Genomic DNA, 18936 nt, shown 5'->3' with positions numbered 1-18936 from the left:
ATTTATAATGAAAGATGGATTTTTAAGTAAAATTGCCAGTGGGGTTGGTGGCAAGAAAGGCCGGTTTATAACATTAGGTATTTGGATTATCGCAATTATTATTTTACAGTTTTTCTTTCCAAAAGCAGCTGATTACAAAGATGACGCTGCGAAAGATTTACCGAATTCAGAGCCTTCTGTTGTCGCCCAAAAACTCATTGACGACAAATTTGCTGGAACGGACGGGGTACCAGCGCTTATCACTTGGTATCGTTCAACTGGTTTAACAACCGAAGACTTAGTTAATATTCAAAAATACAGCAAAGAATTGACCGAAAACCCGGTAGACTATCAAAAAATGGCGGTTCCTTACGATAAAATGCCACCCGTGGCGCTCAAACAACAAGTTTCTAAAGACGGAACTACTTTTATCCAAACCGTTATTATGAAAGACAGTGCGACTTCAGATCAACTAACAGAGAGCTTCAAGCAACTTGAATCAGCGGCTAAAACAACCATTGGAGAAAATCCATTTGCACAGAAAGTATCTGCTGATGATGCGCTTGTTGCTCGGACAACTGGACCGGCTGGTATTAGCGTGGATGCGAGTGGACTATTTAAAGATGCGGACGTTTCGCTGCTAATCGGAACAGTACTACTTGTTTTAGTCTTTTTACTAGTAATTTATCGTTCGCCAATTTTAGCGTTAATTCCTTTGATTGCAGTCGGTTTTGCCTACTTAGTAATTACGCCGATTCTTGGGTTACTCGCGAAAGAAGGTATTATCACATATGGCTCACAAGGGCTCTCGATAATGACCGTATTACTATTTGGCGCCGGAACGGATTATTGTTTATTCTTAATATCCAGATTCCGCAGCCATCTGCACACAGAGAAAAACAGATTCCAAGCATTTAAAGAAGCATTTAGCGGAACAGCCGGCGCAATTGCACTTAGTGGATTGACCGTAATGGCCGCACTACTTCTATTATTAGCAGCAGAATATGGTTCATTCCACAATTTCGCCGTACCATTTAGTTTAGCGATTTTCATTATGATGATTTCCTCGCTAACACTTGTCCCAGCACTTCTAGGCATATTCGGTCGTGTGTCATTCTGGCCATTTGTCCCAAGAACCCTAGAAATGGAAGAAACACGCGCGAAGAAAAAAGGCAAAACACCAAAACACCACAAAGAAAACCGTTTTTGGCATAAAATTGGTGAAATGTCTGCGAAACATCCTGTACGAATTTTAATTATCACATTGATTATTTTAATTGGATGTGGGATTTTTACAACTCAGGTGAAATACACGTATGACACACTTTCAACGTTCCCAGAAGATATGCCATCTCGGGAAGGATTTACCTTAATTAGTGATCATTTTGGTGCCGGTATGCTTGCGCCAATGGAAGTAGTGGTAAACTCCAAAGAATCAATGAAGAGTTCGCTTGAAAATGTGGATGGAGTGGCTTCAGTGACTGGTCCAGAACGAAGCAAAGGTTATCAAAAATATACACTTATTTTAAAAGATAACCCTTATAGCAATGAAGCAATGGATGTCGTTCCAAAAGTACGTGCCGCAGCCGACAAAGGAAATGACGTATATATTGCGGGACAAACTGCGACACAATATGATGATCGCGCGGTGACAGAGCACGATGAAAAAGTGATTATTCCGCTTGTTATCGCTTTGATTGCGATTTTACTTTTATGCTACTTGCGCTCGATTACAGCAATGCTTTACTTAGTCGCTACAGTTCTCTTGTCCTTCGTTGGAGCGCTCGGCCTTGGTTGGGTCATCATTCATTACGCGATGGGAGTAGAGGCGATTTCTGGCTTAATTCCTCTCTATGCCTTTGTTTTCATCGTCGCACTCGGGGAAGATTACAATATCTTTATGATTTCTAGTATTTGGAAAAACAGCAAGAAAATGCCACTTAGAAAAGCGATTACAGAAGGTGTTGGCCAAACTGGCGGGGTTATCACGTCTGCTGGTTTAATTTTAGCAGGAACTTTCGGAGTCCTAACTACACTGCCAATTCAGCTCTTAGTACAATTTGGCTTAATTACGGCAATTGGTGTCCTACTCGATACCTTCATCGTCCGCCCGTTCCTAGTTCCATCAATTACTGTGCTCCTTGGAAAATGGGCGTTCTGGCCAGGTAAACAGCATAAGATGACAAAATGAAAACGACTTTGAAAAATCTCTTGTCTATTCCTCTGAAAAGTATATAATAGATGTATCTAAAAGGAGGAACGACAGAAAATGAGAGTAATTGATACCCACTGTGATGCGCTTTACAAGCTACAGGCTGGAAAAGGAAAATACACTTTCCAAGATGCAGAAGAACTTGATGTGAATTTTGAACGGCTTATAGAGGCTAAAATGTTACTACAAGGATTCGCTATTTTTCTTGATGAAGATATCCCTGTTGAACATAAATGGAAGAAAGCGGTTGAACAAGTTAATATTTTTAAACAACACGTACTGCACAAAGGTGGAATCATTCATCATGTGAAAAAATGGTGTGATTTAGAAAATCTACCTGAAGATAAAATTGGCGCGATGTTGACGTTAGAAGGCATTGAACCAATTGGACGTGATTTAGATAAATTAACGCAATTACTTGATGGTGGCGTATTATCTGTCGGACTAACGTGGAACAACGCCAATTTGGCAGCGGATGGCATTATGGAAGAACGTGGCGCAGGACTAACCCGCTTCGGAAAAGACATTATCCATCTTTTAAATGAAAGAAAAGTATTCACGGATGTTTCTCACTTGAGTGTAAAAGCTTTTTGGGAAACGTTGGAACAGGCTGAATTTGTGATTGCTAGTCATTCAAATGCCAAAGCAATTTGTTCTCACCCTAGAAACTTAGATGATGAACAAATCAAAGCGATGATCGAGCATGATGCGATGATTCATGTAGTCTTCTATCCACTTTTCACAACAAATAATGGTGTGGCTGATACAGAGGATGTTATTCGTCATATTGATCATATATGCGAGCTTGGCGGATTGAAAAACATTGGTTTTGGTTCAGATTTTGATGGTATCCCAGATCATGTCAAAGGCCTCGAACACGTCGGTAAATATCAAAGCTTCCTTGAAACACTCGAAAAACACTACACTAAAGAAGAGATAGAAGGATTTGCATCGCGCAACTTCTTAAACCATTTACCAAAATAAACGAAAGTCCAAGCACTGTAAGAAGTGCTTGGACTTTTTTTGAAATAGAACAAAGAGAATCTGCTGTAATTTGAAAAATGGCATGTTATAATGAAGACAATAAATGGAATTTAGTTTGGTATAAGGTATATCAGACGAATTTTTAATGGAGGTTTTAATGTGCGTTTAGAATCTAATTTCGTCCAAAAGCAACAACAAAAGCAGTCGCAGAAATTAAATATGACGCAACAATTGTCCCAGTCTATTGCAATGCTTCAATTTGCAACGGCTGATCTAGTGGCATTTTTAGAAGATAAAGCACTCGAGAACCCATTAATTGAAGTGATTCCAGGCTCGGATTTTGCAACAGACTTTTCTTACAGTAGTCGAAAAAGCGCTGGAAGTTCTGATGATACAGATTGGCTAGAACAAATAGCTGACAATAAGCTGACGTTAGCCGATGCGCTAAAAGAACAGCTACATTTAATGGATGTAACGCAAACACAAAAAATTATCGTCTTATATTTAATAGAAAGCTTAAATGACAATGGTTATTTACAAATAGATTTGAAAGATGTCAGTGCGGCGCTTTTAATGGATGATTCTAGTGTGTTAGAAGGCCTAGAAATCTTGCAAAGCATGGAGCCAGCCGGCGTTGGGGCAAGAGATGCGCGTGAATGCATTTTACTACAGATCGAACGCTCGCCGGATGCTCCTTATATTGCCTATGACGTTATCCAAAAATTCTTCACGGAATTTGCAGAGAAAAAATGGAAGAAAATCGCTGCAGAAATGGATGTTAGCTTGCAAGACATTCAAGAAGTTTCCGACTACATTCAAACCTTAAATCCAAAGCCGGGTTCTGAATTTGAGTCTGAACGCGTTCAATATGTTGTCCCGGATTTAATTTTACTCCAACACGAAGATGAATTTGCTGTTTCACTAGCAAAACAATTTCTGCCACAAGTGCGTTTCCAAGAAGCATACTACGAAACGATGCGAGCAACCGAAGAAAAAGACGTCGCCCAATTTCTACGCGAAAAAGCCGGCGAATTTGATTGGATAAAAAAAGGCATCGAACAACGCGAAAACACCTTGCAAAGAGTTGGAGAGGCGATTGTCAATCATCAGAAAGCTTATTTCCTAGATAATTCCGCGCATTTACAACCATTAACCTTAAAAGAAGTAGCGGAAGAGCTTGGTGTACATGAATCAACCGTGAGCCGTGCGGTGAATGGAAAATACATGGAAACAACGAATGGTGTGTACGAATTAAAACGCTTCTTTGCATCCGGTTTACAAAAGAAATCTTCCGAGAACGAAAACACAGGTGATATTTCAAGTACAACTATCAAAAAGCTAGTACAAGAATTTGTAGCAGCAGAAGATAAATTAAAACCACTCTCCGATCAAAAGATAGTAGATATGCTCGCAGAAAAAGAAATTCAAGTTTCAAGAAGAGCTATCGCAAAGTATCGTTTAGAATTAAATATTCCTTCTTCCTCTAAAAGAAAAAGATTTTAAAAGACGTTTTTTGCCTCACGAGCCGTGTGTGGGACAAAAAACGTCTTTTTAAAACAAAAAAATAACTAAGAGCATGTTTCGTTTTTTGAAGAGGTGGAAAACAACTAGTATAGCCTATTTAGAAGTTTGCAGTTTAAGATTTAATTGTAAATTTCAGGTGAATATTTCATAAATGTCCCACTTAACACTTGAAGATTTGTGCCAAGACTGTTAGAATAGGGAACGTAGGGTAGTTAAAGAACATAAAAAAGATTCACCAGCGTAAGCAGAAAGAGAAGGGGTAAAAATCACATTGAGAGACACTTTGTTAACAAGCTGAAGTAGCTAGTTTAATAGTCTTGAAAGTTGTAAAAACCTCTATCTCTACTTTTTTTAGTTCTAACGGGACGTCAGATGACTAAGTGGGTCGTTAAGCGTCCAAAGATGAGGAGCAATTAAAAATGTCAGACTTAATTAACATTCAGAAAAAGTTATTGCCCGACGTTTTGATGATTATGCAAAAACGCTACCAAATCCTACGCTCGATTTATTTTTCTGAACCAGTTGGGAGACGGACACTTGCCGGAATGCTAGGCATGAGTGAACGCGTCCTGCGCGGCGAAGTAGAATTTTTGAAAGCACAAGGTTTAGTAGAAATTGCTTCTTCCGGAATGACCGTTACTAAAGAAGGCTTGGTCGTTTTTCGCGATTTGGAAAATGTCATGAATCAGCTTTCAGGGTTACATTCAATGGAAGAACAATTAGCGAAGAAATTGCAAATCAAAAAATGCTTGGTGGTGCAAGGTGATAGCGATGATACTCCATGGGTCCGCGAAGAAATGGGACGTGTGGCGGTTGAACAATTAGACATGGCGCTCACCGAAAAAAGAAACATCGTCGCAGTTATGGGCGGCTCTACAATGGCTACTGTTGCCGAAATGATGACAACTGATTTCGCAAAAGGCAGAGAACTACTTTTCGTTCCCGGTCGTGGAGGTATTGGTGAAGACCTTGACAATCAAGCGAATACAATTTGTGATAAGATGGCAACAAAGACAAACACAAAACACCGCGTTCTCTATGTTCCGGAGCAATTAGGCGAAGAAGCCTATCGTTCTTTACTGAAAGAACCGGCAATTCAAGAAGGCTTACGATTAGTACAATCTGCAAATGCTATTATTTTAGGCATAGGTGATGCGCTCGCGATGGCGAAACGCAGACATACCGGCGAAGATGTACTTGAAAAAATCATCCGTCGTAAAGCTGTAGGTGAAGCATTTGGTTATTATTTTGATGAACAAGGCGAGGTTGTACATAAGGTCCCTACATTCGGTCTTCAATTCGAAGACTTAGCGCAAATCCCGCACATTATCGCTGTTGCAGGCGGTACATCGAAAGCCAAAGCAATCAAATCGTATATGAAAAGTGCTCCAAAAAATACGATTTTAATCACGGATGAAGGAGCAGCAAAATCGCTTTTAAAAGGGAGTAATACCCTTTTGAAATAAAAAAACACTATTTTCAAGGAGGAAATTGACTTATGACAGTTAAAGTTGGTATTAATGGTTTTGGACGTATCGGACGTCTAGCATTCCGTCGTATTCAAAATGTGGAAGGAATTGAAGTTGTTGCAATCAATGACTTAACAGACGCTAAAATGTTAGCTCACCTGTTAAAATATGATACAACTCAAGGCCGTTTTGACGGTGAAGTAGAAGTACATGATGGTTTCTTCAACGTAAACGGTAAAGAAGTTAAAGTATTAGCTAACCGTAACCCAGAAGAACTTCCATGGGGTGACCTAGGAGTAGACATCGTTTTAGAATGTACTGGTTTCTTCACAGCGCAAGACAAAGCTGAATTACACATTAAAGCTGGCGCTAAAAAAGTTGTTATCTCCGCTCCAGCAACTGGCGACATGAAAACAATCGTTTACAATGTAAACCATGAAACATTAGACGGAACTGAAACAGTTATCTCTGGCGCAAGCTGTACTACTAACTGTTTAGCTCCTATGGCTAAAGTTTTAGAAGACAAATTTGGTGTTGTTGAAGGCCTAATGACTACAATTCACGCTTACACTGGTGACCAAAATACATTAGATGCTCCACATCCAAAAGGTGACTTCCGTCGTGCACGTGCTGCTGCCGAAAATATTATCCCTAATACAACTGGTGCTGCTAAAGCTATCGGTGAAGTATTACCAACACTTAAAGGTAAATTAGACGGAGCTGCTCAACGTGTTCCAGTTCCAACTGGTTCCCTTACTGAATTAGTAACAGTTCTTGACAAAAAAGTTACTGTTGATGAAGTAAATGCAGCTATGGAAGCAGCTTCTGATCCAGAAACATTCGGTTACACTAGTGACCAAGTTGTTTCTTCTGACATCAAAGGTATGACTTTCGGTTCATTATTTGACGAAACTCAAACAAAAGTTCTTACAGTTGGCGATCAACAATTAGTTAAAACTGTAGCTTGGTACGATAACGAAATGAGCTACACTGCTCAATTAGTACGTACTTTAGAATACTTTGCAAAAATCGCTAAATAATTAGCAGATTAATTTTACTGAAGTGCTAGTCACATCAGCAATAACAAGAATAAGCGGAGACACTATTGTTTCCGCTTATTTTCTGAAATAACGGGGGCGACCCCAATCCTTTAAAATTAATGGAGGAACTCTAAATGGCTAAAAAAGTTGTAACTGATTTAGATTTAAAAGACAAAAAAGTTTTAGTTCGTGTTGACTTTAACGTGCCAATGAAAGACGGCAAAATCACTAACGACAACCGTATTGTTGCTGCACTTCCAACAATTGAGTACATCTTAGAACAAAACGGTAAAGCAATTCTATTTTCTCACCTTGGAAAAGTAAAAACAGAAGAAGATAAAGAAGGAAAATCTCTTCGTCCAGTAGCCGCTCGTTTAAGCGAATTACTTGGAAAAGAAGTGAAATTCGTTCCAACTACTCGTGGTCCAGAACTTGAGAAAGCAATTGATGAGTTAAAAGACGGCGAAGTACTTCTTTTTGAAAATACACGTTTTGAAGATATTGATGGTAAAAAAGAAAGCAAAAATGATCCAGAACTTGGAAAATACTGGGCTAGCCTTGGCGACGTTTTCGTAAATGACGCTTTCGGTACTGCTCACCGTGCGCACGCGTCTAACGTTGGAATCGCTTCTAACTTAGAATCAGCGGCCGGATTTTTGATGGAAAAAGAAATTAAATTCATCGGCGGTGTAGTTGATAATCCAGCACGTCCACTAGTAGCAATCCTAGGTGGCGCAAAAGTTTCTGACAAAATCGGTGTTATCGAAAACTTACTTACAAAAGCAGACAAAGTTCTTGTCGGCGGCGGAATGACTTTCACTTTCATGGCAGCTCAAGGTCAAGAAATTGGTAAATCTCTTTTAGAAGCAGATAAAGTTGAACTTGCTAAAGGCTTACTTGAAAAAGCTGGCAATAAATTAGTATTGCCAGTTGATGCAGTTGTATCTAAAGAATTCAGTAACGATGCTCCTTTCCATACAGTGAGTGCAGATAGCATTCCAGCTGATGAAATGGGACTAGATATTGGTCAAGCTACAATTGACTTATTTACAAAAGAACTTCAAGGCGCTAAAACAGTTGTATGGAATGGTCCAATGGGCGTATTCGAACTTAGCAACTTTGCTAAAGGTACAATTGGCGTTTGTGAAGCTATTGCAAACTTAACGGATGCAACAACAATCATCGGTGGTGGGGATTCCGCAGCAGCAGCTATGGACTTAGGTTTTGCTGACAAATTCACACATATTTCCACTGGTGGCGGTGCATCATTAGAATATCTTGAAGGTAAAGAGCTTCCTGGCGTTGCTTCTATTAGCGACAAATAAGCTGAACCAAAAATAATTTTTAATATCGAGAGGATGTTTATCCAAATGCGTAAACCAATTATTGCTGGTAACTGGAAAATGAACAAAACTGCTGCAAAAGCAGGACAATTTGCAGAAGACGTAAAAAATAACGTGCCATCAAGCGATGCTGTTGAATCAGTAGTTGCTGCACCGGCGCTATTTTTACAAGAATTAGTTCGTCTTACTGAAGGAACTAATCTTCGCGTAGCTGCACAAAACTGTTATTTTGAAGACGAAGGTGCTTTCACTGGCGAAATTAGCCCGTTTGCACTTGCTGATTTAGGTGTTTCTTATGTTATTATCGGACACTCTGAACGTCGTGAGTATTTCCACGAAACAGACGAAGATATTAACAAAAAAGCACATGCAATCTTCAAACACGGCATGACACCAATCATTTGCTGTGGTGAAACATTAGATCAACGTGAAGCTGGTCAAACAGATACTTGGGTACGTGGTCAAATCCGTGCAGCTCTTGCTGGATTAACGGAAGAACAAGTAATCAAATCTGTTATTGCTTATGAACCAATTTGGGCAATCGGTACTGGGAAATCTTCCACAAGTGCTGATGCAAACGAAACTTGTGCAGTTATTCGTGCAGAAGTTGCAGACGCTGTATCTCAAAAAGCAGCAGACGCAGTTCGTATTCAATACGGCGGTAGCGTAAAACCTGAAAACATTGCTGATTATCTTGCAGAGTCCGACATTGACGGCGCTCTTGTAGGTGGAGCAAGCTTAGAACCAGCATCGTTCTTAGCATTATTGGAGGCAGTAAAATAAAATGAGTAAATCACCTGTAGCAATTATTATCCTCGATGGTTTTGGTAAACGTGCAGAAACAGTAGGTAATGCTGTAGCTCAAGCAAACAAACCAAATTTCGACCGTTATTGGGCTAATTTTCCTCACGGGGAACTTAAAGCTGCCGGCCTTGATGTTGGTCTTCCAGAAGGTCAAATGGGTAACTCTGAAGTTGGCCATACAAACATCGGAGCTGGACGTATTGTCTACCAAAGCTTAACTCGTATTGACAAAGCTATTGAAGAAGGCGAATTCCAAGAGAATAAAGCCCTAAACAATGCTTTCACTCATACAAAAGAAAACAACTCGGACTTACATCTTTTCGGTTTACTATCAGACGGCGGCGTGCATAGTCACATTAATCACCTCGTTGCACTTTTAGAAACTGCGAAAGATAAAGGCGTGAAAAACGTTTATATCCATGCATTCCTTGATGGACGTGACGTGGCACCACAATCCTCACTAGAATATTTAGAAACACTACAAAAAGCTATTAGTGACTTAAACTATGGCGCGATTGCTACTGTTTCTGGACGTTTCTACGCGATGGATCGTGATAAACGCTGGGAACGTGTTGAAAAAGCATACAAAGCAATCGTAAACGCTGAAGGTGAAAAATTTGAAGATCCAATCGAACTTGTCAAAGCTTCTTATGCTAATGACAAAAATGATGAATTCGTTGTTCCAGCTATCATTACTAAAGATGGCAAACCTGTTGCAACAGTTAAAGACAACGATGCAGTTATTTTCTTCAATTTCCGTCCTGACCGTGCGATTCAACTTTCTAATGCATTCACTGATAAAGAATGGGATCATTTCGACCGCGGGGCTAACCACCCTAAAAACATCAAATTCGTTACAATGACTCTTTACAACCCAAGCATTGATGCTGAAGTTGCTTTTGAGCCAATTGAAATGAAAAATGTTATCGGCGAAGTACTTTCTAATGAAGGCTTATCGCAACTGCGTATCGCTGAAACAGAAAAATATCCACACGTAACATTCTTTATGAATGGTGGACGAAATGAAGAATTCCCTGGTGAAAACCGGATTCTAATCAATTCGCCAAAAGTAGAAACATACGATTTGCAACCTGAAATGAGCGCATATGAAGTAACAGATGCACTTGTTGAAGACATTAAAAACGACAAACACGATGCGATCATCTTAAACTTCGCAAACCCAGATATGGTTGGTCACTCAGGTATGCTTGAGCCAACGATTAAGGCAATCGAAGCAGTAGATGAAAATCTTGGTCGTGTAGTAGACCTTATTTTAGAAAAAGGTGGATCAGCTATTATCTTTGCGGACCATGGTAACTCTGAAACAATGTCTACTCCAGAAGGAAAACCGCACACTGCGCACACTACTGTTCCAGTTCCAGTAATTGTAACGAAAAAAGGTGTAACGCTTCGTGAAGGTGGTCGTCTGGCTGACGTTGCGCCAACTATGCTTGATTTACTTGGCGTTAAAAAACCTGCCGAAATGACAGGTGAAAGTTTAATTCAAAAATAATTTTAGTTATTACTTTAGTTTTTTTGCAAACAGAGCTACAATAAATACGAATTTAAAAACGGATGGGTCTTTGAATATGAAGTGAATTTTTTGTTCATTTCATTCAATTAATCCCAACAAAGGAGAGAATTATAAATGTCTATTATTACTGAAGTTTATGCTCGCGAAGTCTTAGATTCCCGTGGTAACCCAACTGTTGAGGTTGAAGTTTATACTGAAGCTGGTGCGTTTGGTCGCGCTTTAGTTCCAAGTGGTGCTTCAACTGGTGAATACGAAGCTGTAGAATTACGCGATGGCGACAAAGCTCGTTACCTTGGAAAAGGTGTTTTAAAAGCTGTTGAAAACGTAAACGACATTATTGCTGACAAAATTATCGGTTTTGACGTAACTGACCAAATCGGAATTGACAAAGCAATGATCGAACTTGATGGTACACCTAACAAAGGTAAATTAGGTGCTAACGCTATTCTTGGTGTTTCTTTAGCTGCTGCTCGTGCTGCTGCTGACGAACTAGGCGTACATTTATATGAATATCTTGGCGGAGTGAACGGTAAAGTTCTTCCAGTTCCAATGATGAACATCCTTAACGGCGGAGAACATGCTGATAACAATGTCGACGTTCAAGAATTTATGGTAATGCCTGTTGGAGCTCCAAACTTTAAAGAAGCTCTACGTATGGGTGCTGAAATCCTACACGCACTTAAAGCTGTACTTAAAGGTAAAGGCTTAAACACTGGTGTTGGTGATGAAGGTGGATTCGCTCCAAACCTTAAATCCAATGAAGAAGCTCTTGAAACAATCATGCAAGCAATTAAAGATGCTGGTTACAAACCTGGCGAAGAAGTTAAACTTGCGATGGATGCTGCATCAAGTGAGTTCTATAACCGCGAAACTGGTAAATACGAACTTAAAGGTGAAGGCGTAACTCGTACTTCTGAAGAAATGGTAACTTGGTATGAAGAAATGATTACTAAATACCCAATCATCTCTATTGAAGATGGCCTAGACGAAAACGACTGGGACGGATTCAAACTACTTACAGAACGTATTGGTGACCGCGTTCAATTAGTAGGTGACGATCTATTTGTAACTAACACAACTAAACTTAAAGAAGGTATCGAAAAAGGTATCGCTAACTCCATCCTAATCAAAGTTAACCAAATCGGTACTTTGACTGAAACATTGGATGCAATTGAAATGGCTAAACGCGCTGGCTACACTGCAGTTATCTCTCACCGTTCTGGTGAAACAGAAGATTCCACAATCGCTGACATTGCAGTAGCTACAAACGCTGGTCAAATCAAAACTGGTGCGCCTACTCGTACTGACCGTGTTGCAAAATATAACCAATTACTCCGCATCGAAGACAATTTGGCTGATCTTGCTGAATACCATGGTAACGAAACTTTCTACAACTTAAAAAAATAAGTTGATTGAATAAAACGCTAAGCTCCGCGAAAAGTAACATTTTCGTGGAGTTTTTTCTGTTTTAAAAATAGCGAGAGGGGTAATGATTTGGAAGAGGAGGTAATGCTGATGAAAGTAAAAAATAGTCAGGCCTCAAAAGTGCTCGAAACTCCAAAAATCAAAGACGCTGTGGTGCATGAAAAAAGCCACCCCTTAGCGGAAAAACATTCTGTGCAAAAGAAAATCATTAACGCAGATATGCCCCAACAACAGTTTCACCGAAGACTTATGAAATAAACGGTGCGCCTGATTCTAGTTTTAAAAGAATCAGGCGTATTTTAATGAAAATGGAAGCTTTTTTATAGGAAATCAAGTATAATCAGGTGTAAAATAAGGGTAGAAAATGTTTTCAGCAAGGAGAAATGCTATATGATTGCAGAAATCAATGGAATTAACTTGTTTTATCAAATAATCGGTAAAGGCGAACCAATCTTGCTTATTCACGGGAATGGTCAAAATCATCGTTCTTTAAAGCGGATGATTGATGACCTCTCTACTAATCATCAAGTAATCGCCGTAGATAGCCGCGCACACGGGAAAAGTGAAGCGGGAAATACACCGCTTGATTTTGAAGTAATGGCGCTAGATATGCTTTCGTTACTCGATTATTTGAAAATTGATAAATATAAAGTTATCGGATATAGCGACGGCGGTATTGTTGCTCTCGTAATGGGGAAATTGCAACCGAACCGTCAAATCGCATCCGTTGTTATTGGAACAAACTATCATGTAAATCAAATACGATTTTTACCAGATTTATTTTGTCGTGTCGCCTACGGGGCTGCATTTCTTTTAGCGCCATTTAGTCGCTTTTTTGAGCGGATGAAACGACAACTTGCTTTAACGATTTATCATCCACATATGTCAGAAGCGGATTTGCAAAAAATAAGCGCGCCACTTTTAGCTGTTGTGGGTGAATATGATTTAATATCTTCCAAAGATACAAAGAAAATGGTGCATTCTGTTCAACACGGTGAAATGGTTATTGTAAGAAATGGACTTCATTATTTACCAAGGCAAAAACCGAAACAATTGTTACAATTAATTCATAGTTTCTTTTCTAATTTAAGCGCAGAAATTCACAAATGAAACCTCCGGAAAAGCCTTTGGTAGCAACGCGTTTGAGCTTTGTGAAAAAAGTGTTTGACAAGTTCCTTGGATAGCGTTAATATTGGTCTATTGGTCAGAACTCAAAAGGTAGCTTATTTAGTTCAGATGGGCTACAATAGAGTGGATTATAAAAGTGATGATATTAGGAGGATTGCGTAAAAATGAGTGCGGATCGTAGCTTTACGTTAAAAGCGGGAAATCGTGCTGTTTTGCTCTTGCATGGCTTTGCAGGGACTACAGAAGACGTAAGAGAACTTGGAGAAATTCTAGCAGAAAATGGATACACAGTGCATGCACCAAACTTCAGAGGTCACGGGGATGAACCCGCTATTTTCTTGAAAACAACACCGGAAATGTGGTATGAAGATGCGGTGGCTGGATATCGTCAACTTGAAAAAGACGGATATAATGAAATTGCAATTGTCGGTGTCGCAATGGGCGGAGTTTTTGCGCTTAAAATGGCAGAATCGTTTTCACCAAAAGCGATTGTTCCACTATGCGCCAACGTCAACCGCAAAATGCGCTATATCCCAATCGAAAACTATTTAACTAAACAATTAAAGAAACAAGGTATAGTAGAACAAGAAGCAGATCAAATGCTAAAAAACTACCTTCCTGAAATAGACGTAATGACGGAAGCACGTGCTACTTTCTACAAAAACGTAGCGCGAGACATTGAAAAAATTCATGTACCAACCATGATTGGCCAAGGCTGTCAAGATGAAGAAATCGACGCAGATAACGCCAATTATATCTTTAAGCACATTCATACAAATGATAAACAATTGTGTTTCTATGCAGGGTCAGGGCATGACATCGTGAACGACTGTGAGAAAGACATTTTAGAAGAAGACTTAATTTACTTCTTAGACGATTTAGTTTGGCTAGAGGAAAAAGTTGTTTAACTATTGTATAGAAACAAACCTTTACGTATAATACCAAATATGGTAAAATTAATCTTAGTCAAATTGGGCGGTTTTAGGAGGAAAGAACAATGAGTACAGTTTTAACGGTCTTACTCATCATCGTATCAGTACTGTTAATTACAGTTATCATACTTCAACCAGGTAAAAGTGCTGGCTTATCCGGCGCCATCTCTGGTGGAGCTGAGCAATTATTCGGTAAGCAAAAAGCAAGAGGACTAGAACTTATTCTACATCGTACAACCATCGTTCTATCCGTTGTTTTCTTCGCAATACTAATTGCACTGGCATATTTTGTACAGTAACGAGATGTTAACCACCTGAATGAAAATTTAGGTGGTTTTTTATTGGAGTTCTAAAGAAGCGTATTCCGCTTCCCTAGAACTCCAATACAAGGCGTAACGAAGTGGAGCGTTGTTTCCATAAAAAAAAGTGGACGAACAACTCAAAAAGGGGAGCACAAATTATTAAATACAGCCAATCCCCTAGAACTCCAATACAAGGCGTAACGAAGTGGAGCGTTGTTTCCATAAAAAAAAGTGGACGAACAACTCAAAAAGGGGAGCACAAATTATTAAATACAGCCAATCCCCTAGAACTCCAATACAAGGCGTAACAAAGTGGAGCGTTGTTTCCATAAAAAAAGTGGACGAACAACTCAAAAAGGGAAGTATAAATTATTAAATACAGCCAATCCCCTAGAACTCCAATACAAGGCGTAACGAAGTGGAGCGTTGTTTCCATTAAAAAAAATGGACGAACAACACAAGAAGGGGAGTACAAATTATTAAATTCAACAATCCCCTAGAACTCCAACAAAAATAACATCCAACCCAGATCAACCAAACCTCCAAAAAGAACCAAGGAGCGATATTTACTATGAAAATAACACCACCACAACCATTCCTATTCGAAAAAGGCAAAAGAGCAGTGTTACTCTTGCACGGTTTCACAGGTAGCTCAGCGGATGTAAGAATATTAGGTAGGTTTTTACAAGAAAACAATTATACTTGCTATGCACCTCAATACAGAGGCCACGGTGTATCTCCTGACCTACTGTTAAAAACGGGACCAAACGATTGGTGGGAAGATGTTCTTGAAGCCTATGATCACCTAAAATCACTTGGTTACACGGAAATAGCTGTGGCGGGACTTTCACTCGGTGGGCTTTTTTCACTAAAATTAGGTTTTTCTAGGCCGTTAAAGGGAATTATAGCCATGAGTACTCCAACAAGAATGGACAGTTCATCACCAATAATTCAAGGCTTTTTAGATTATGTGCGTAATTATAAAAAATTAGAAGGTAAAACACCTGAACAAATCGATGCTGAAATGGTTGCCTATAAAGACGCCCCAATGAACACAATCGCTAAACTAAAGGACGAGATAAATGGCGTCGTGGCTGAAATAGATATGATTTATGCGCCAATAATGGTCGTCCAAGGTGAAAAAGACGATATGGTTGATGTGAGCGGAGCACAGCTAATTTATGATACAGTAGAGTCAACGAAGAAAGAATTGCACTGGTTTAAAGAATCTGGGCACGTCATCACATTAGACAAAGAACGAAAAGAAGTAAATCAAGCCATTTTAACATTTTTAGATAGTTTAGATTGGCAAGAATAGACAATTTTTAAAACAGAGAGAGGAGGGACAGAAGTGGAACAAAAACAAATGGAAGAAAAAATTATGAATCTATTAACTTCAGCGCCTGATAAAACATTTGCGCTTGAAGATTTGGAAATAGAAATAGCTTTAAACAATGCGGATGACTTTAAATTAATGGTGAAAGCTTTAGTGAAACTGGAAGATTCCGGAACTATTGTCCGCTCAAGGAAGAATCGGTATGCATTACCAGAAAAAATGGACTTAGTAAAAGGAACATTTCGTGCACATGAACGAGGTTTTGGCTTTGTTCTCCCAGAAGAGAAAGAAATGGACGATATTTTTATCCCGCCAAATGAAGTTAAAGATGCAATGAACGGTGATTTAGTTTTTGCAACAATCACGAAACGTAAAGGCGATAATTTGGCAGAGGGTACGATTAAGAAAATTGTCGAACGGAAGACAACGCAAATCGTCGGAACTTATATGGAAGACTTAGCTGGTACTCCAATTGTGATGCCAGATGACAAGCGACTTTTTGGTGAAGTGGAAATTGATTTAGAAGACGGCTTAAAACCAGTTGATGGGCATAAAGTTATCGTTGAATTGACGGAATATGCAACTGGGCATGCGCGTGCAAGAGGGGTTGTTAAATCAATCATCGGTCACCGTAATGATCCAGGAGTGGATATTTTATCGATTATTCATAAACACGGTATTTCAATCGGGTTCCCGGAAGAAGTAATGGAGCAGGTAAGTAAAGCGCCGGATGTGGTGGATGATTCGGATATTGGTAACCGTCGTGATCTTCGTGACCAAATGATTATTACAATTGACGGGGCAGACGCTAAGGATTTAGATGATGCTGTTACTGTTAAGCAACTTTCGAACGGTAACTGGAAGCTGGGCGTTCATATTGCGGATGTAACGCATTATGTGACAGAAGGCTCGCCGCTTGATGTCGAAGCGCAAGAACGTGGAACGAGTGTTTATTTGGTTGACCGCGTAATTCCGATGTTGCCACATAAACTATCGAACGGAATTTGCTCGCTTAACCCACAAGTAGATCGTTTTACTATGAGTTGTGAAATGGAAATCGATGAAGAAGGTCATGTGGTTAATCACGAAATTTTTGAAAGTATTATTAAAACAACAGAACGTATGACGTATACGGATGTAAATGATATTTTAGTTGAAAAGGACGAAGCTTTACGGGAAAAATATGCGCCAATTGTTCCAATGCTTGAAAAGATGCAACATTTGGCCGAAATACTTCGTCGTAAACGTGAAAAACGTGGTGCGATTGATTTTGACTTTAAAGAAGCACGTGTAGTTGTTGATGAAGACGGTCATCCAGAAGCAGTCGTTATGCGCGAACGTTCAGCGGGAGAGCATTTGATTGAAGAATTTATGCTTGCTGCCAATGAAACAGTTGCAGAGCATTTCCACTGGATGGATGTACCATTTATTTACCGTATCCATGAAGATCCAAAAGAAGATAAATTAGCGCGGTTCTTTGAATTTATTACGAACTTTGGTTTGATTGTGAAGGGGACTGCTAACGATATTCACCCAGCTGCTTTACAACAAGTACTAGAAGAAGTAAAAGGTAAACCAGAAGAGATGGTTGTTTCGACTGTTATGCTGCGTTCGATGCAACAAGCGAAGTATGACACAGTAAGCGCCGGACACTTTGGTTTGTCTACTGATTTTTATACACATTTCACGTCACCAATTCGTCGGTACCCGGACTTGATTGTTCACAGGTTGATTAGAGAGTATTTAATTAACGGGGATGTTCGTCCGGAAACGTTAGAAAAACGCGCTGAGGAGCTTCCTGAGATTGCTGAACACAGCTCGAAAATGGAGCGCCGTGCCGTTGAAGCAGAGCGCGAAACAGACGAACTGAAGAAAACGGAATTTATGGTCGACAAAGTGGGCGAACGTTTCATCGGAATCATTAGTTCGGTAACCAATTTTGGCTTATTTATCGAACTTCCAACTACGATTGAAGGTTTAGTTCATGTGAGCGCAATGAAAGGCGATTACTTCAAATTCCACCAAAATCAATTAGCGATGATTGGCGAAAGAACAGGCCAAATTTATCGTATTGGTGATGAAGTGGAAGTCGAAGTAACCAAAGTAGACGTGGATGCTCGTGAAATCGATTTTGCGCTTCGTAGTGAAGGTAAACCAGGTCCAGTGAGCGATAAACAAAAACGCCAACGCGAAAAACCGATTGATAAAACAAGAAATTTCAAGAGTAACCAGAAAAAAGGTCGTAACAAACGTAGAGCTGGTAAATCAGAAGACGTGAAACCAAAATCAGAACGTAAAGAAGACGAATGGCATACAAAACCTAAAAAGAAAAAGAAGAAAAAACCTTTTTATCAAGGTGTAGCAAAAGAAAGCCCGAAGAAGAAAAAACGTCGCTAGAAAGGATGGGGAGTTATGCCAAAAGGTGATGGTAAGCTAGTTGCGCAAAATAAAAAAGCGCGCCACGATTACGCAATTGAAGAAACTTTTGAGGCTGGCATTGTCCTGCAAGGTACTGAAATTAAATCCGTAAGAAACGCACGGGTAAACTTAAAAGATTCCTATGCACGTATCGACAAAGGGGAAATTTTCTTACACAATATGCATATTAGTCCTTATGAACAAGGGAACCGCTACAATCATGATCCACTAAGAACGCGCAAATTGCTTTTACATAAGAAGCAAATCAGCCGTTTAATTGGAGAAACGAAAGAGTCCGGTTATTCGATTGTTCCGCTAAAAATGTATATTAAAGATGGCTACGCAAAAGTACTCATCGGTGTAGCTCGAGGTAAAAAGAAATACGATAAACGCCAAGACTTAAAACAAAAAGAAGCAAAACGTGATATCGAACGCGCTTTTAAAGAGCGCCAACAATAAAAGCCTAAATCTAGTCATTCAACCAAAAGTTGGAGAAGCTAGATTTA

Annotated in this window: 16 protein-coding genes; all 16 read left to right on the top strand. The window is 39.5% G+C overall.

Going from position 1 to position 18936, the window contains the following annotated elements; genetic code table 11:
- Positions 1-7: 7 nt before the first annotated feature.
- The 16 genes from GL301_RS12440 (at position 8) to smpB (ending at position 18889) form a co-directional block, all read left to right on the top strand.
- Entirely contained in the window at positions 8-2170 is a 2163-nt protein-coding gene (locus tag GL301_RS12440; protein ID WP_003725399.1) for an MMPL family transporter, read from the top strand.
- Positions 2171-2248: 78 nt separating this feature from the next.
- Positions 2249-3175, top strand: a complete 927-nt coding sequence (locus GL301_RS12435) for a dipeptidase (RefSeq protein WP_003725398.1) — start codon at positions 2249-2251, stop codon at positions 3173-3175.
- A 159-nt stretch (positions 3176-3334) separates the two neighbouring features.
- Positions 3335-4678, top strand: a complete 1344-nt coding sequence (rpoN, locus tag GL301_RS12430) for an RNA polymerase factor sigma-54 (RefSeq protein WP_003725397.1) — start codon at positions 3335-3337, stop codon at positions 4676-4678.
- Positions 4679-5118: 440 nt separating this feature from the next.
- Positions 5119-6165, top strand: coding sequence for a sugar-binding transcriptional regulator (locus tag GL301_RS12425; protein ID WP_003727920.1), 1047 nt, complete (start codon positions 5119-5121; stop codon positions 6163-6165).
- A 32-nt stretch (positions 6166-6197) separates the two neighbouring features.
- A complete protein-coding gene (gap, locus tag GL301_RS12420) occupies positions 6198-7208 on the top strand; it encodes a type I glyceraldehyde-3-phosphate dehydrogenase (protein ID WP_003726583.1) in 1011 nt (336 codons plus the stop codon).
- A 134-nt stretch (positions 7209-7342) separates the two neighbouring features.
- Positions 7343-8533 (top strand): phosphoglycerate kinase, encoded by a 1191-nt coding sequence (locus GL301_RS12415; protein WP_010959052.1) that lies wholly within the window; start codon positions 7343-7345, stop codon positions 8531-8533.
- A gap of 45 nt (positions 8534-8578) precedes the next feature.
- Positions 8579-9334, top strand: a complete 756-nt coding sequence (gene tpiA, locus GL301_RS12410) for a triose-phosphate isomerase (RefSeq protein WP_003726581.1) — start codon at positions 8579-8581, stop codon at positions 9332-9334.
- A gap of 1 nt (position 9335) precedes the next feature.
- Positions 9336-10868, top strand: coding sequence for a 2,3-bisphosphoglycerate-independent phosphoglycerate mutase (gene gpmI / locus GL301_RS12405; protein ID WP_003726580.1), 1533 nt, complete (start codon positions 9336-9338; stop codon positions 10866-10868).
- Positions 10869-11003: 135 nt separating this feature from the next.
- A complete protein-coding gene (gene eno / locus GL301_RS12400; RefSeq protein ID WP_003726579.1) occupies positions 11004-12296 on the top strand; it encodes a phosphopyruvate hydratase in 1293 nt (430 codons plus the stop codon).
- Between the two features lie 102 nt (positions 12297-12398).
- Positions 12399-12572, top strand: coding sequence for a hypothetical protein (locus tag GL301_RS12395; RefSeq protein WP_003772391.1), 174 nt, complete (start codon positions 12399-12401; stop codon positions 12570-12572).
- Between the two features lie 132 nt (positions 12573-12704).
- Positions 12705-13424, top strand: coding sequence for an alpha/beta fold hydrolase (locus GL301_RS12390; RefSeq protein ID WP_003726578.1), 720 nt, complete (start codon positions 12705-12707; stop codon positions 13422-13424).
- 182 nt (positions 13425-13606) lie between these two features.
- A complete protein-coding gene (locus tag GL301_RS12385) occupies positions 13607-14350 on the top strand; it encodes an alpha/beta hydrolase (RefSeq protein ID WP_003727925.1) in 744 nt (247 codons plus the stop codon).
- Between the two features lie 89 nt (positions 14351-14439).
- Positions 14440-14673, top strand: a complete 234-nt coding sequence (secG, locus tag GL301_RS12380) for a preprotein translocase subunit SecG (protein ID WP_003727926.1) — start codon at positions 14440-14442, stop codon at positions 14671-14673.
- A gap of 574 nt (positions 14674-15247) precedes the next feature.
- A complete protein-coding gene (locus GL301_RS12375) occupies positions 15248-15994 on the top strand; it encodes an alpha/beta hydrolase (RefSeq protein ID WP_003726178.1) in 747 nt (248 codons plus the stop codon).
- A gap of 33 nt (positions 15995-16027) precedes the next feature.
- Positions 16028-18409: a ribonuclease R gene (gene rnr, locus GL301_RS12370; protein WP_021495867.1), complete on the top strand. Its 2382-nt coding sequence runs from the start codon at positions 16028-16030 to the stop codon at positions 18407-18409.
- Between the two features lie 15 nt (positions 18410-18424).
- The gene (gene smpB, locus GL301_RS12365; RefSeq protein ID WP_003723350.1) at positions 18425-18889 is read left to right on the top strand and encodes an SsrA-binding protein SmpB; all 465 of its coding nucleotides are present in this window, start codon (positions 18425-18427) and stop codon (positions 18887-18889) included.
- Positions 18890-18936: the final 47 nt, after the last annotated feature.

Source organism: Listeria sp. LM90SB2, assembly GCF_028867355.1.
Lineage (GTDB): Bacteria > Bacillota > Bacilli > Lactobacillales > Listeriaceae > Listeria > Listeria monocytogenes_B.
This window is presented reverse-complemented; position numbering and strand designations above follow the sequence as displayed.

Coding starts and splice junctions, on each gene's coding strand:
- GL301_RS12440 (WP_003725399.1), top strand. CDS start 8: ATGAAAGATGGATTTTTAAGTAAAATTGCCAGTGGGGTTGGTGGCAAG.
- GL301_RS12435 (WP_003725398.1), top strand. CDS start 2,249: ATGAGAGTAATTGATACCCACTGTGATGCGCTTTACAAGCTACAGGCT.
- GL301_RS12425 (WP_003727920.1), top strand. CDS start 5,119: ATGTCAGACTTAATTAACATTCAGAAAAAGTTATTGCCCGACGTTTTG.
- gap (WP_003726583.1), top strand. CDS start 6,198: ATGACAGTTAAAGTTGGTATTAATGGTTTTGGACGTATCGGACGTCTA.
- GL301_RS12415 (WP_010959052.1), top strand. CDS start 7,343: ATGGCTAAAAAAGTTGTAACTGATTTAGATTTAAAAGACAAAAAAGTT.
- tpiA (WP_003726581.1), top strand. CDS start 8,579: ATGCGTAAACCAATTATTGCTGGTAACTGGAAAATGAACAAAACTGCT.
- gpmI (WP_003726580.1), top strand. CDS start 9,336: ATGAGTAAATCACCTGTAGCAATTATTATCCTCGATGGTTTTGGTAAA.
- eno (WP_003726579.1), top strand. CDS start 11,004: ATGTCTATTATTACTGAAGTTTATGCTCGCGAAGTCTTAGATTCCCGT.
- GL301_RS12395 (WP_003772391.1), top strand. CDS start 12,399: ATGCTGATGAAAGTAAAAAATAGTCAGGCCTCAAAAGTGCTCGAAACT.
- GL301_RS12390 (WP_003726578.1), top strand. CDS start 12,705: ATGATTGCAGAAATCAATGGAATTAACTTGTTTTATCAAATAATCGGT.
- GL301_RS12385 (WP_003727925.1), top strand. CDS start 13,607: ATGAGTGCGGATCGTAGCTTTACGTTAAAAGCGGGAAATCGTGCTGTT.
- secG (WP_003727926.1), top strand. CDS start 14,440: ATGAGTACAGTTTTAACGGTCTTACTCATCATCGTATCAGTACTGTTA.
- GL301_RS12375 (WP_003726178.1), top strand. CDS start 15,248: ATGAAAATAACACCACCACAACCATTCCTATTCGAAAAAGGCAAAAGA.
- smpB (WP_003723350.1), top strand. CDS start 18,425: ATGCCAAAAGGTGATGGTAAGCTAGTTGCGCAAAATAAAAAAGCGCGC.